The sequence below is a fragment of the Paraburkholderia phenoliruptrix genome (genome assembly GCF_047325075.1).
GTDB classification, from domain to species: Bacteria; Pseudomonadota; Gammaproteobacteria; order Burkholderiales; family Burkholderiaceae; genus Paraburkholderia; species Paraburkholderia phenoliruptrix.
Genome location: NZ_CP168531.1, coordinates 2,648,630 through 2,661,870 on the forward strand (window position 1 = coordinate 2,648,630; position 13,241 = coordinate 2,661,870).

Below are 13,241 nucleotides of genomic sequence, written 5' to 3' on the forward strand. Positions count from 1 at the left end.
ACTGCTTGTTGCTACTTCCTGCTCGCTCGCCGCCGGCACGCTGCCAACTGGCTCGAGCGGATTCTGCCGCGTCGGCGGTCTGCGCACGGATTGCGCAGGACGGCCCGTTTGCAGCCGATGCCCGGCAACCGCGCGAGCAGCGAGGCGCGCTTCACCGCGGCAAAGCGCGAGGCGAACAGCGGCGTGCATGTCGCGGGACCGGCGCTGCGAGGCGCGGGTGCATCGGCCTGAACGGGAGCCGGGACTGCGCGTCGTGGCGCCTGCACTGCACACACGCCGTTCGCAGCTTTGCCGCGCCGCCGCCTCGCCGCTTGGCCGAGTCTCGCCTGAAGCGTCGCTCAGAACGGCAGCTTGAAACCCGGCGGCAGCGGCAGGCCCGAGGTCATGCCGCCCATCTTTTCCTGAGCGGTGGCCTCGGCCTTGCGCACGGCGTCATTGAAGGCAGCGGCGACGAGGTCTTCCAGCATGTCCTTGTCGTCGGCGAGCAGGCTCGGGTCGATCGATACGCGGCGCACGTCGTTCTTGCAGGTCATCGTGATTTTGACGAGACCCGCGCCCGACTGCCCCTCGACTTCGATCTGAGCGAGCTGCTCCTGCATCTTCTTCATGTTTTCCTGCATCTGCTGGGCTTGCTTCATCAGCCCGGCGAGTTGACCTTTCATCATGGAAATGCTCCTTCTTGATAGCGTGAAATTCGGGAATCGCGCGCGGCGAATCAGTGAACCTGGGATGCGCCGTTCGGACCGGCGTCTGGCGTAATCGGGCGAATGGAGCCCGGCACGATGCTCGCGCCGAATTCGCGGATCAGCGACTGCACGAACGGATCGGCGCTGATCTCGCGCTCCGCTTCCTGCTGGCGTTGGGCGCGCATCGCCGCGTCGTGAGCCGCCGCGGTGCGGCGCGCCGGGCCGACTTCCACCACCACGTCGACATTCTGACCGAGCTTCTCGGCGAGCGCCGCCTTGAGCTTCGCGACCTGCGAGGTTTCCGCGTACTGCGGCACGGGCACGTTCAGCTTGAGCGTGGTGCCTTCGAGCGCCATCAGTTCGCTGTTGAACGCGAGCTGATAGGAGATGCCCTTGAGCGGCAGGTCGACGGCGAGCGCCGGCCAGTCGCCCGTGAAGCCGAGCGGATCGAGCGGCACGGCGGGCGGCAGCGGGCGCTGATCGACGGCGGGCGCAGCCGCCGGCGCGTTGACGCGGACATCGTCCGGACCGCTGTCGAACACCGGCATGAAGTTGTCGTCGGGGGGACCGTAGTAACCGTCGTCCGATGTGGAAAGCGGCATGTAGTCGTCGGGCGGGATGTCGTCCCACGGCGGCACCGGCGAGCCGGTTTGCCGGGCGTCGTTGCGCGCCGCCGCAGGGGCTGGCTGCGTCGATTGGGCCGGCTGGGCCGATTGCCCGGCTTGCCCCGCCGCGCGGCCAGCCGCCGCGGGCTGCGGAGCGGCCCCGCGCGGCGCGCCGGGCGTGGGCACAGGAACGACGACGCGCGGCGCGGCCGGCCTCGCCGCCGGGGCAGCCGCCCCTAGCTTCGCCGTGGCCGCGGCGCTCGCACGACCGCGGTCGGACGACACTTTCAGGCCGGCGCTGCGCAGCACGTCGAGCGCGGCGCTGGCACCGCTCGCACGACGCGGCGGTGGCGCGTCGGATGCCGCGACGTTTTCATGCGCCGCCGAGCCGGCGGCGTCCTCCGCGCGCATAAACGCGGCGGCCGCCGGTGCGTTCAGTTCGGCGGGCGGTGCGATCGATGCCAGCGGTGCCGCGGGTGTGGCGTCCGGCGCGGTTGCCGTTCCGCCGGACGCAGCGTCGGACGCGTCGGACGCAGCGCCAGCCGATTTTTCGGCTGCAACAAGAGGCGCTGTTTCCGAAGACGCGTTGCTGGCCGCTGGATGTCGTGGCGCTGCGGCGCCCGGCGCACCGGCCGGAGCTCGAGTGGTTGCGGGCTCGAGCGGCGCGTCGTCCCAAGGCGCGAGCGCCTGCGCCGAGGCGGCCTCCGAAACGGCGAAACCCTCACCCTGCGCCGCAGACTCGCCGCCATGCGACGGCGACGGTACAGACGGGGCATGCTCGGGCGCAGCAGAGACCGGCTCAGCCTCGATCCCTCGGCCCGCTTCAGGAGCCGCCGGTTTCCCGGTGCCACTTTCAGCCGCTGGCGCCGCAGCCCGGTCCCCGTCGCGCTCGACGGCTGCAGGGGGGGCACCATCGCGAGTCGGCTCAGCAGCAGTGGTCGCCTTCTCGGATGCCACGGCGGAGCCCGTCTTTTGCAAATCTCGCATCGACGGGGCAACTGGCGCCGGGTGGGTCGAGCCCGCCCGGCCCGGCGCCGCGATAGAAGCGACAGCAGACGACGCAGCAGACGAACCAGAGGACAAAGCCACAGACGAAGCCGACGCCCGTGGCTGCGCGGCCACCGCGGGCGCGCCCGTCTGCCGCGCTCCACCCGCGCCGGCCTGACCGGACGCCCTGCCCGGACCCGACGCGCCGCCAGCGGGCGCCGGCTCGAAAGCCAGCATGCGCAAGAGCGTCATCGTAAAGCCGGCGTATTCGTCCGGCGCAAGGCCGAGTTCGCTGCGCCCGATCGTCGCGATCTGATAGAACAACTGCACCTGTTCGGCGCTGAGCATGTCGGCAAAGCGCCGCAGGTCGCCGGCCTCCGGCCACTCGTCGAGCACCGACGACGGCGCAAACTGCGCCCACGCAATGCGGTGCAGCAGGCTCGCGAGATCCTGCAGCGCGGTGGAGAACGACAGGCTGCGCAGCGCCATTTCGTCGGCGACCGACAACACCGCGGCGCCGTCGCCTTGCGCGAGCGCGTCGAGCAGGCGAATCAGGTAGCTCTGATCGAGCGCGCCGAGCATGCCGCGCACCGCCTCTTCATTGACCTGATTGGCTGAATAGGCGATGGCCTGGTCGGTCAGCGAAAGCGCATCGCGCATCGAGCCGTCGGCGGCGCGCGCGAGGAGGCGCAATGCTTGCGCCTCGTACGGCACTTTCTCCTCGCCGAGAATGTGTTCGAGGTGCGAGACGATATGCCCCGCCGGCATCTGCTTCAGATTGAATTGCAGACAGCGCGACAGCACCGTGACCGGAATTTTCTGCGGGTCGGTGGTGGCGAGAATGAATTTGACGTGCGGCGGCGGCTCTTCCAGCGTCTTCAGCATGGCGTTGAAGGCGTGATTCGTGAGCATGTGCACTTCGTCGATCATGTAGACCTTGAAGCGCGCGTCGACCGGCGCATAGACCGCCCGTTCAAGCAGTGCCGCCATTTCGTCGACGCCGCGGTTGCTCGCCGCGTCCATCTCGACATAGTCGACAAAGCGCCCCTCGTCGATCTCCCGGCACGCGCGACACACGCCGCACGGCGTGGAGCTCACGCCGGTTTCGCAATTCAGCGCCTTCGAGAAGATGCGCGACAGCGTCGTCTTGCCGACGCCCCGCGTGCCGGTAAACAGATAGGCGTGGTGCAGACGGCCGCCATCGAGCGCGTGCGTGAGCGCGCGCACCACGTGCTCCTGTCCGACGAGCGACGCGAAATCCTTCGGCCGCCATTTGCGTGCGAGAACTTGATAGGTCATCCGGAAATTGTATCAGTAACAATGGCGCGCAAAACCGATTCGGGCGCCCGCGCGAACGTGCGGCCGGCGCCAATTGAGGCGGGCTAATGGATCGATAGAAAAAAAAAGTCGCGTCAGGCGTTAGGCGTTCTGCGCCGTTGTCCGACAGCGCCTGTACGCCCGCAGCGCGGAAACACGGAGAACCCGGCCCGTCAGCTGACAGGCGCAGCGAAACCCGCATCCGAAGCCGACGCTATCTGACGAAACTCAAGAAAAAGACGACGGAAGAAGCAGGAAAAAGCGGGGGAAGCTGGAGAAAAGAAAGCTGTAGAAAAAGCAGGAAGCGCGACAGGAAGAACAGAAAGAGGAAGGTGACGAGCCCGACCCTCGGCACTGGTGGAAAACGGCTGTGGCTGCTTCGTTCCCGACCTGACCAGGTTGACCATCCCTCCATGCGAGGAGGCCCGTCACGAAACATTCTACCATTGCCGCGCGCTTTGCGCGAGTGTCAGCAGGCGCAAAGCGGCGAGCAAGGCGCACAACATGCGCTGGATCGCCTGTCTTGAGGCCTGTCCCGCTCGCGCGCGCCGCTCACTTGAGTTTGTGCGCCGAGCCTCCACATAGGCTACGTCGCAGTTGATGAAACACGGTGGCACTTCATCGGCAGCCGTCGGCCCCGCTGCCCCTGATGACTACTATCGCCCCCGGCAACGCATAGCGAATTAAGCTAAACTGCCGTACGGATGACCCGCAAGCGCGAGCCTTCCACCCCTGCCGAACGGTCTCGGACCTTTCGCGCGTAGGCGGCGGGGATTGGCGAGTGCGGCTAAGCGAACGGAAGTTTCCCTAGGTTTTGACGTATCGTGGCGAGCAATTCAGGCGGGCCTCGAACCGATAGAGGTATTCATACAATGAGCGAACAAATCAAGCATATCAGCGACGCATCGTTCGAACAGGACGTCGTGAAATCCGATAAACCCGTGCTGCTCGACTTCTGGGCCGAGTGGTGCGGTCCGTGCAAGATGATCGCGCCGATCCTCGACGAAGTCGCCAAGGATTACGCCGATCGCCTGCAAATCGCCAAGATCAACGTCGACGAACATCAATCGACGCCGGTCAAGTTCGGCGTGCGCGGCATCCCCACGCTGATCCTGTTCAAGAACGGCGCCGTCGCCGCGCAAAAGGTCGGCGCATTGTCGAAGTCGCAACTCACCGCATTCCTCGACGGCAACCTGTAAAGCGCTCGCGCGGGCGCGCCGCGCGGTCCACCCGGACCTGCCTCGCGCCCGCAGCGCATTGCTGTCTTAATTGCTGTCCTGCATTGGCTTTTGTTGTCAGCCGGCAACGTTTCTCTCCAGAAAGATGCCGTGCCGGCCCACTGGCGGAAACTGGCGTGTGCTATGCTAGAATCCGCAAAACGTCGAAAAGACGTGTAGGTCCTTGAGCGGTTCCGCTCACTTCTCCTCCCAGACTTCATTTCGTCGCACCTTCTCCTGCGGGTTCTCCGTATGCATTTATCCGAGCTTAAGACTCTGCACGTCTCCGAATTGATCGAGATGGCCAATGGCCTCGAGATCGAAAGTGCGAACCGCCTGCGCAAGCAGGAATTGATGTTCGCCATTCTAAAAAAACGAGCCAAAACGGGCGACACGATCTTCGGCGACGGCACGCTTGAAGTGCTGCCGGACGGCTTCGGCTTCCTGCGTTCGCCGGAAACCTCCTACCTCGCCAGCACGGATGACATCTACATCAGCCCGTCGCAAATCCGCCGCTTCAACCTGCATACGGGTGACACGATCGAAGGCGAAGTGCGCACGCCGAAAGACGGCGAGCGCTATTTTGCGCTGGTGAAGGTGGACAAGGTCAACGGCCAGCCGCCGGAGGCCTCGAAGCACAAGATCATGTTCGAAAACCTCACGCCGCTGCACCCGAACAAGGTGCTGCTGCTCGAACGTGAAATGCGTGGCGAAGAGAATGTGACGGGCCGCATCATCGACATGATCGCGCCGATCGGCAAGGGTCAACGCGGCCTGCTCGTCGCCTCGCCGAAGTCGGGCAAGACGGTGATGCTTCAGCACATCGCGCATGCCATCAAGCAGAATCATCCCGACGTCGTGCTGTTCGTTCTGCTGATCGACGAGCGCCCGGAAGAAGTGACGGAAATGCAGCGCTCGGTTGCGGGCGAAGTGATCGCCTCCACGTTCGACGAACCCGCCGCGCGTCACGTGCAGGTCGCCGAAATGGTGATCGAAAAAGCCAAGCGCCTTGTCGAAATGAAGAACGACGTAGTCATTCTGCTCGACTCGATCACGCGTCTCGCGCGCGCGTACAACACGGTCGTGCCGGCTTCGGGCAAGGTGCTGACAGGCGGTGTGGACGCGAACGCGCTGCAACGTCCGAAGCGCTTCTTCGGTGCCGCGCGCAATATCGAGGAAGGCGGCTCGCTCACCATCATCGGCACCGCGCTGATCGAAACCGGCAGCCGCATGGACGACGTGATCTACGAAGAGTTCAAGGGCACCGGCAACATGGAAGTGCACCTCGAGCGTCGTCTCGCCGAGAAGCGCGTGTATCCGTCCATCAATCTGAACAAGTCGGGCACCCGCCGCGAAGAACTGCTCATCAAGCCCGAAGTGCTGCAAAAAATCTGGGTGCTGCGCAAGTTCATTCACGACATGGACGAAGTCGAGTCGATGGAATTCCTGCTCGACAAGATCCGCCAGACCAAGAGCAACTCCGAGTTCTTCGACATGATGCGTCGCGGCGGGGGCAGTTAAGCTGCGCGTCAATTTACGCTTCATCCGAAAACCGCTCGTCGCCGACGAGCGGTTTTTTTTTCGTCCCGCGGTTTTCCATCGGCGCAGATCTCGCAGCATGGCTGCGGCAGCGGCCAACCTATACGTGAACGTACACGTTGCAGTACAATACGAACCGCAACTCACTGTGGATGCCACCGCCCATGTCGACCGACTCGCCTGCCCTTCTGACCGTACGCGACGCCGCCGGGCGCCTCGGTGTTACGCCGCGCACGTTGAAATACTACGAGGAGCGCGGACTTGTCTCGCCCACGCGCAGCGAAGGCCGCTACCGGCTCTACGACGAGCAGGATCTGCAGCGTTTCGGGCGCATCCTGCGTTTGCGTTCGCTCGGCTTTTCTCTGCAAGGCATCACCGAAATGCTGAAGCGTCCGCTCGAGCCGGTCGAGGGCAAACAGCGTTTTTCAACCGAATCGCTGCGGCAGATTCATGACGCTATCGCCGCGCAGGTCGACGCGCTAGACGCGCGCATACAAGCGATGCGCCGCGAGCTGAAGGAAGCGCAAACGCTGCGCGACGAACTCAGCCCGGATCTCGACTATCTGAAGCGCCGTCTGGCGGGTGAGAACGCTGACACCCTGCTCGAGCAGCGTCGCGGTGCACGGGCGAAAGGCGGCAAGGCGCGCGAGCGGTCATGAGCACCGCGCGCAATCGCGCCGGCTGGTTCAGCGCGGACGCACTGCGCGGGGATTTTTTCCCGTGGGTGCTGGCGGTCGTCACCGGCCTCGACTACTTCGACAATTCCGTTTTCTCCTTTTTTGCGAGCTATATCGCCGGCGGCGTCAACGCTTCGCCGGATGAACTCGTGTGGGCGTCGAGCGCGTACGCGGTGGCCGCGGTGCTCGGCATCCTGCAGCAGGAATGGTGGGTCGAGCGCCTCGGCTACCGGCGCTATGTGGCCGGTTGCATGCTGCTGTATGCGGCGGGCGCGGCGGCTGCGGCGCTCAGCGAATCGTCGGTGGAACTCGCGTTCGCGCGGGGCTTTCAGGGCTATTTCATCGGCCCGATGATGGGCACCTGCCGCATTCTCATCCAGATGAGCTTCACGCCCAGGGAGCGCCCCGCGGCAACGCGCGCGTTTCTCATACTGATCGTGCTGGGCAGCGCGCTTGCATCGCTCGTCGGCGCTCAGTTGATCGCGTGGTTCGGCTGGCGCGCGCTGTTCGCGTGCACCGCGCCAATAGGCCTGCTTTTCGCCGTGCTCGCACGGCTCGCGCTGCCCGACGTCGGCAACCGTCTTCCCGAGGAGCGCGGTTCCGCGCATGTCTGGCCCTATCTCGTGTTTGCCTTTGCGCAGGGCTCGCTGCAAATCGTCATGCAGCAAGTGCGCTTTCAGGTGTTCGGCGCGTCGCCCGGCCTCATTCTGCTGACGGCCGCAGGCATCGCCGCGCTCGGCTGGTTCGCGTATCACCAGTGGCATCACCCCGCCCCGCTCATGCGTCTCCATGCGTTGCGCGAGACAGTGTTCCAGGCGGGGCTCGTGCTCTATATGTTCTATTACTATCTGTCGACGGCGTTCAGCTATCTGATTTCGCGTTTCCTCGAAGGCGGTCTCGGCTATCCGGTCGAGAACACGGGCCAACTCGTCGGCACCACCTCGCTCATTTCGGCGAGCGCGCTCTTTATCTACCTTCGGTATGCCAAACTTTTGACGCGCAAGAAGGCGATCATCGTGCCCGGCTTCGCGATCGCGGCGCTCTCGGCCGCGTGGATGACGCGCATGTCGCCGGGCGCGGGCGAGGCCGCCCTCGTCGGACCGCTGCTGCTGCGCGGCCTGCTAGTGCTCTTCGTCGTCCTGCCAGTCGCCAATCTCACCTTCAGAATATTCGCGATAGAGGAATTCGCGCACGGCTACCGGCTGAAGAACATCGTGCGGCAGCTGACGATCTCGTTCGCGACGGCCTCGGTCATCATCGTCGAGCAGCATCGGCAGGCATTGCATCAGGCGCGCCTCGCGGAGTTCGCCAATCCGTACAATCCGGTGTTCCAGAACTCGCTTGCCGCGCTGACGCAGGCGCTTTCCGCCGCCGGGCAGCCGGTCGCGGACGCGCATGCGCTGGCCGTCGTCGAAATCAGCCGGGCAGTGGCGCGGCAGGCCAGCTTTCTCAGTTCGCTCGACGGCTTCTATTTCCTGATCGGCATCGCGGTATGCGGCGGGATATTTGCCGCCTGGCAAAGACAGATCGACTAACGGTTTCATCGACCATGCTTTCGAAACTCACTCAATGGCTCGGCGCCCGCCGGCGCGAGCGCGCGCTGCGCGACTACGCGATCGACGACGCGCTGTGGCAAGCCACGCTCGACGGCCTGCCTTTCCTCGCGTACCTGGATGCGCCGGACCTCGCGCGCCTGCGCGAAATGAGCAGCCTGTTCATCGCGCAAAAGGAATTCTCGACCGCGCACGAGCTCGAGCTGAGCGACGCGATGACCGTCGCGATTGCGGCCCAGGCGTGCCTGCCGGTGCTGAATCTGAGCCTCGACCTGTATCGCGGATGGGTCGGCGTGATCGTCTACCCGGGCGAATTCGTGATTCGCAAGACGGTCGAGGACGAAGACGGCGTCGTCCACGAAGTCGAGCAGGACGCCAGCGGCGAAGCCTGGGAAGGCGGACCGGTGATCCTTTCGTGGGAAGACGCCCAGATGACGGACGGCGTCGACGCGTACAACGTGGTGATCCACGAATTCGCGCACAAGATCGACATGCTGAACGGCGAGGCGGACGGCCATCCGCCGCTCGTGCGCCGCTGGCATGCGCCGCTCGACTCCGACGCCTGGGCGGACGTGTTCGATTCCGCCTACGACCAGTTCTGCGCCCGCGTCGACGCGGTGCCGGCGCGCCGCTGGACGCGCTTCGAGCGCGAATCGCTGATCGATCCGTACGCGGCCGACCATCCGTCCGAATTCTTTGCGGTGTGCAGCGAGGCGCTGTTCGTCAAGCCGCATGCGTTCGAGGCGGAATATCCGGAGCTCTACCGGCTCCTCGCGCGCTATTACCGTCAGGACCCGGCGCGCGTCGGCCTTGTGTTCGCGAAGAATTCGTCAAGCGACTGATTTTCTGGCATAATCGCCGTTTTTCGACCATAGGCAAGTGGCTCGCGCCTAGATGCGGTCCGCGCAAACAGCGGCTGCACGCGGGTTGGCTACCGCCAGATTAAAGGAAAGACCATGAAAGAAGGCATTCACCCGGATTACCGCGAAGTCCTGTTCGTCGACGTGTCGAACGACTTCAAGTTTGTGACGCGCTCCACGATCCAGACGCGTGAAACCGCTGAATTCAACGGCAAGACGTACCCGCTCGCCAAGATCGAAGTGTCGTCGGAATCGCATCCGTTCTACACCGGCCAGCAAAAGATCATGGACACGGCAGGCCGCGTCGAGAAATTCCGCAACAAGTTCGGCGCACGCGCTACCGGCAAGGCAGCAGCGAAGTAATACGCTTCATCACCGCTGCACCAGCTCAGGCTGGCAGCGATGCAGCAAACAGGAAGGGCAGCGCGAGCTGCCCTTTTTTGTCGCCCGCCGCCGGGCGCGCGCGGGTCGCTACGGCTGCCGCGCTGCCCTCGCCTGCGCGCGGCGCCCGTTGCCCGCCATTACCGGCCGTGACGCGCGCAGTCCCGCCCGACTACAATGCCGGATGCTCCAATCAGGCCGATCCAGCCGGACCCGCCCTTTGCTAGCGGCTATCGCTTATCCACTATCCCAAACCGCATGAGACCTGTCGTTCGCCTCACTGCCTCCGCGACCAGTGCGCTGCCACGCTGGCTGCTGCTGACCATCTGCATCGTGTACGCGTCGTTCGGCCTGTTCGGCCGCGATCCGTGGAAGAACGAAGACGCAGCCGGCTTCGGCGTGATGTGGACCATGGCGAACGGCACGGCGCACGACTGGCTCCTGCCCAATCTCGTCGGCAAATATCTCACTGAAGACGGTCCGCTCGGCTACTGGCTCGGCGCAACCGCCATCCGCGCGCTCGCGCCGTGGGTCGACGCCAGCAACGCCTCGCGCGTCTTCACGGGCCTGCTCTTCTGCGCGGGCTGTGCCTTCGTCTGGTACGCGGCCTACCTGCTCGGCCGGCGCGCCGAGGTGCAGCCGTTCAAGTACGCGTTCGGCGGCGAGCCGGAGCCGCGCGACTACGGCCGCACGCTCGCCGACGGCGCGCTGCTGATTCTGCTCGCCTGCTTCGGCCTCGCCGAGCGCGGTCACGAGACGACGCCGCAGCTGGCGCAATTCGTCGGCATCGCAATGCTCGTATATGGGCTCGTGCGAATGATCGACAAGCCGATTCAGGGCGCATCGATCTGGGGCGCCGCCATCGGCCTCGTCACGCTGGCGAGCAGTCCGGTGCTGGTCGGCGCGCTGCTCTTCGGCACGCTCGCGATGACCGTGGTCGTGCGCGAAACGCGTTCGCGCTGGCTCCTGCTGGCCGGCCTGCCTATCGCGCTCGCGCTGTCGGTCGCATGGCCAATTGCCGCGTTGGCCGCCTTTCCTGTCGACGCCGTCTGGTACCTGAACCAATGGGTGCACGTGAGTCTGAGCTCGTTCGCCGGCCCGCCCGGCTCGGTCGCGGCTTACGCGCTCAAGAATCTGCCGCTCTTCACGTGGCCCGCATGGCCACTCGCGCTGTGGGCGTGGTTCAGCTGGGCGGGGCTGCGCCGCGCGCCGCACGTGGCGATTCCGCTTTCGGTGATCGGGCCGCTCCTCGTGCTGGTCGTGCTGCAAAGCCATCAGTCAAACCGGCTGTATATGCTGCTGCTGCCGCCGCTCGCCGTGCTGGCCACCTTTGCGCTGCCCACGCTCAAGCGCGGCGCCATTAACGCGATCGACTGGTTTGCGTTGCTCAGCTTCACGATACTCGGCAGCTTCGTCTGGCTCGTGTACGTCGCGGGTTTGACCGGCTTTCCGCATCCGCTCGCCCGCAACCTCGCGCGTCTCGCGCCCGGCTTCGCGCCGCAATTCAAGATTCTGTCGTTTGTCTGCGCGGTCGCGGTGACGCTCTGCTGGTTCGTGCTGGTGCAATGGCGCCTCGCCCGCCATCCGAAGGTGCTGTGGCGCAGCGTGGTGCTCTCGAGCGCCGGCACCACGCTGATGTGGGTGCTGCTCATGACCTTGTGGCTGCCGGTCGTCAACTATAGCCGGACCTACAAGGACGTCGCCGAACAGATCGCGAGCCATCTGCCCGAGGACTACACGTGCATCGCCCCCGTGCGTCTCGGCAATGCGCAGATCGCGACGTTTGCCTATTTCGGCGACATGCATTTCGCGTTCAATCAGGATTGCGACGTCATCCTGCGTCAGGACACGCAGGAGTACGGCGAGCCGAGCGCCATGTCGGACTTCGTGTGGAAGCTCGTGTGGGAAGGCCGCCGCGTGGCCGACCGCGACGAACGCTTCCGGCTGTATGTGCGGATCGACCGGCCGAAGCCGCCCGTCGTCAAACGGCGCAGCTGGCATAAAAAGACTGACTGACCCAAGATGCTCGCCGACGTACGGAAAATCGCGGGACTCGCGTGGCCGGTACTGATCGGCCAACTGGCGATCATCGCGTTCGGCGTCATCGACACGGCCATGGTCGGCCGCTACTCGGCGGTCGATCTCGCGGCGCTCGGCCTCGGTTCGTCCATCTACATATCCGTCTACATCGGCTTGACGGGCATTCTCACGGCGCTGCAACCGATCACCGCGCAACTGTACGGCGCGCGGCGCTACGACGAGATCGGCGAGGAAGTCCGGCAGGCGCTGTGGCTCGCGCTCGCGCTGACGGTGATCGGCTTCCTGATCCTGTTCTTCCCCGGTCATCTGCTGCAGCTCGCGCGTGTGCCCGACGCGCTGCACGAGCGCACGGTTTCGTATCTGCGGATACTTGCGTTCGGCCTGCCTGCCGGGCTCGCGTTTCGTGTCTATGGTTCGATCAGCAATGCGGTCGGCAAGCCGCGGCTCGTCATGATTCTGCAGATTGGCGGATTGTTGCTGAAGGTGCCGCTCAATACCTGGTTCATTTTCGGCGGACTCGGCGTGCCCGCGCTTGGGGGGCCCGGCTGCGCGCTCGCCAGCAGCCTGATCAACTGGGCGCTTGCACTCGTCGGCATGGTGCTGCTCACGCGCGTCGACGTGTTCACGCCGTTTGGGATCTTCAGGCGCTTCTGCTGGCCGGTCTGGCGGCGCCAGGCGGCGCAACTGCGGCTCGGCATTCCGATGGGGCTCTCCTATCTGATTGAAGTCACGTCGTACACCTTCATGGCGCTCTTCATCGCGCGCTTCGGGACCACGACGCTCGCCGGCCACCAGATCGCGGGCAATATCGGCGCGGTGCTGTACATGACGCCGCTTGCCATCGGCATCGCTTCGTCGACGCTCGTCGCCCAGGCGCTCGGCGCCCATCGCCCGGAAGCGGCGCGCACGCTGTCGCGTCACGGCATCATGATGGCCGTCGCGATCGCGTGCTGTTACGGCGTCATCGTGCTGGCGCTGCGTCCCTACGTGATCCAGGGCTATACGCCGAATCCGCAAGTCGTGGCGGCGGCGATGCCGCTCGTGCTGATCGTCGTCTGCTATCACCTCTTCGACGCCTTGCAGATCACCACCGCGTTCGTGCTGCGCGCCTACAAGGTCGCCGTCGTGCCGACCGTGATCTATGCGCTCGCGCTGTGGGGCGTGGGACTCGGCGGCGGTTATCTGCTCGGCTTCAATGTGAGCGGCACGATTCCGCCATGGTTGACCGGCGCGCGCGGCTTCTGGGTGGCCAATACGGCGAGCCTCGCGATTGCCGGGGCCGGCTTGCTGCTCCACTGGCGCGTGGTGAGCAGGCGGCATGTGCGCGCGGCCGTCGCGCTGCGCACCGACGCGGGCGTCTAACTCGGCGGAGCAGCGCC

11 protein-coding genes and 1 other RNA gene are annotated in these 13,241 nt (G+C 65.1%); 9 read left to right on the forward strand and 3 right to left on the reverse strand.

From position 1 onward, the window contains the following. Positions 1-108: 108 nt before the first annotated feature. Positions 109-231: a hypothetical protein gene (locus ACEN8U_RS23885; RefSeq protein ID WP_274517987.1), complete on the forward strand. Its 123-nt coding sequence runs from the start codon at positions 109-111 to the stop codon at positions 229-231. Positions 232-338: 107 nt separating this feature from the next. On the opposite strand, the gene ACEN8U_RS23890 is transcribed toward ACEN8U_RS23885, so the two are convergent. The 3 genes from ACEN8U_RS23890 to ffs form a co-directional block, all read right to left on the reverse strand. Then, complete coding sequence (locus ACEN8U_RS23890) at positions 339-665, reverse strand: YbaB/EbfC family nucleoid-associated protein (protein WP_013588467.1); 327 nt, start codon at positions 663-665, stop codon at positions 339-341. A 50-nt stretch (positions 666-715) separates the two neighbouring features. Further along, positions 716-3,577: a DNA polymerase III subunit gamma/tau gene (gene dnaX, locus ACEN8U_RS23895; RefSeq protein WP_015002681.1), complete on the reverse strand. Its 2,862-nt coding sequence runs from the start codon at positions 3,575-3,577 to the stop codon at positions 716-718. Between the two features lie 349 nt (positions 3,578-3,926). Beyond that, an RNA gene (gene ffs, locus ACEN8U_RS23900) (signal recognition particle sRNA small type) lies at positions 3,927-4,025 on the reverse strand. Positions 4,026-4,467: 442 nt separating this feature from the next. Between ffs and trxA the strand changes: the two genes are divergently transcribed. From trxA to ACEN8U_RS23940, 8 genes are all read left to right on the forward strand, one after another. Beyond that, complete coding sequence (trxA, locus tag ACEN8U_RS23905; RefSeq protein WP_006048864.1) at positions 4,468-4,794, forward strand: thioredoxin TrxA; 327 nt, start codon at positions 4,468-4,470, stop codon at positions 4,792-4,794. Between the two features lie 270 nt (positions 4,795-5,064). Continuing rightward, the gene (rho, locus tag ACEN8U_RS23910) at positions 5,065-6,333 is read left to right on the forward strand and encodes a transcription termination factor Rho (RefSeq protein ID WP_006048863.1); all 1,269 of its coding nucleotides are present in this window, start codon (positions 5,065-5,067) and stop codon (positions 6,331-6,333) included. Positions 6,334-6,515: 182 nt separating this feature from the next. Next, a complete protein-coding gene (locus tag ACEN8U_RS23915; protein WP_015002682.1) occupies positions 6,516-7,010 on the forward strand; it encodes a MerR family transcriptional regulator in 495 nt (164 codons plus the stop codon). Further along, entirely contained in the window at positions 7,007-8,563 is a 1,557-nt protein-coding gene (locus ACEN8U_RS23920; protein ID WP_015002683.1) for an MFS transporter, read from the forward strand. The genes ACEN8U_RS23915 and ACEN8U_RS23920 overlap by 4 nt, the downstream gene beginning before the upstream one ends. A 14-nt stretch (positions 8,564-8,577) precedes the next feature. Further along, the gene (locus tag ACEN8U_RS23925) at positions 8,578-9,423 is read left to right on the forward strand and encodes a M90 family metallopeptidase (RefSeq protein ID WP_015002684.1); all 846 of its coding nucleotides are present in this window, start codon (positions 8,578-8,580) and stop codon (positions 9,421-9,423) included. Positions 9,424-9,537: 114 nt separating this feature from the next. Beyond that, positions 9,538-9,804 (forward strand): type B 50S ribosomal protein L31, encoded by a 267-nt coding sequence (locus tag ACEN8U_RS23930; protein ID WP_013588472.1) that lies wholly within the window; start codon positions 9,538-9,540, stop codon positions 9,802-9,804. A 276-nt stretch (positions 9,805-10,080) separates the two neighbouring features. After that, positions 10,081-11,838, forward strand: a complete 1,758-nt coding sequence (locus ACEN8U_RS23935) for an ArnT family glycosyltransferase (protein ID WP_015002685.1) — start codon at positions 10,081-10,083, stop codon at positions 11,836-11,838. Between the two features lie 6 nt (positions 11,839-11,844). Further along, complete coding sequence (locus ACEN8U_RS23940; protein ID WP_015002686.1) at positions 11,845-13,224, forward strand: MATE family efflux transporter; 1,380 nt, start codon at positions 11,845-11,847, stop codon at positions 13,222-13,224. The last annotated feature ends 17 nt before the right edge of the window (positions 13,225-13,241 follow it).

Excerpts from the sequence above, each read along its gene's own strand:
- ACEN8U_RS23890 (WP_013588467.1), bottom strand. The coding sequence starts at position 665 with ATGATGAAAGGTCAACTCGCCGGGCTGATGAAGCAAGCCCAGCAGATG.
- dnaX (WP_015002681.1), bottom strand. The coding sequence starts at position 3,577 with ATGACCTATCAAGTTCTCGCACGCAAATGGCGGCCGAAGGATTTCGCG.
- trxA (WP_006048864.1), top strand. The coding sequence starts at position 4,468 with ATGAGCGAACAAATCAAGCATATCAGCGACGCATCGTTCGAACAGGAC.
- rho (WP_006048863.1), top strand. The coding sequence starts at position 5,065 with ATGCATTTATCCGAGCTTAAGACTCTGCACGTCTCCGAATTGATCGAG.
- ACEN8U_RS23915 (WP_015002682.1), top strand. The coding sequence starts at position 6,516 with ATGTCGACCGACTCGCCTGCCCTTCTGACCGTACGCGACGCCGCCGGG.
- ACEN8U_RS23920 (WP_015002683.1), top strand. The coding sequence starts at position 7,007 with ATGAGCACCGCGCGCAATCGCGCCGGCTGGTTCAGCGCGGACGCACTG.
- ACEN8U_RS23925 (WP_015002684.1), top strand. The coding sequence starts at position 8,578 with ATGCTTTCGAAACTCACTCAATGGCTCGGCGCCCGCCGGCGCGAGCGC.
- ACEN8U_RS23930 (WP_013588472.1), top strand. The coding sequence starts at position 9,538 with ATGAAAGAAGGCATTCACCCGGATTACCGCGAAGTCCTGTTCGTCGAC.
- ACEN8U_RS23935 (WP_015002685.1), top strand. The coding sequence starts at position 10,081 with ATGAGACCTGTCGTTCGCCTCACTGCCTCCGCGACCAGTGCGCTGCCA.
- ACEN8U_RS23940 (WP_015002686.1), top strand. The coding sequence starts at position 11,845 with ATGCTCGCCGACGTACGGAAAATCGCGGGACTCGCGTGGCCGGTACTG.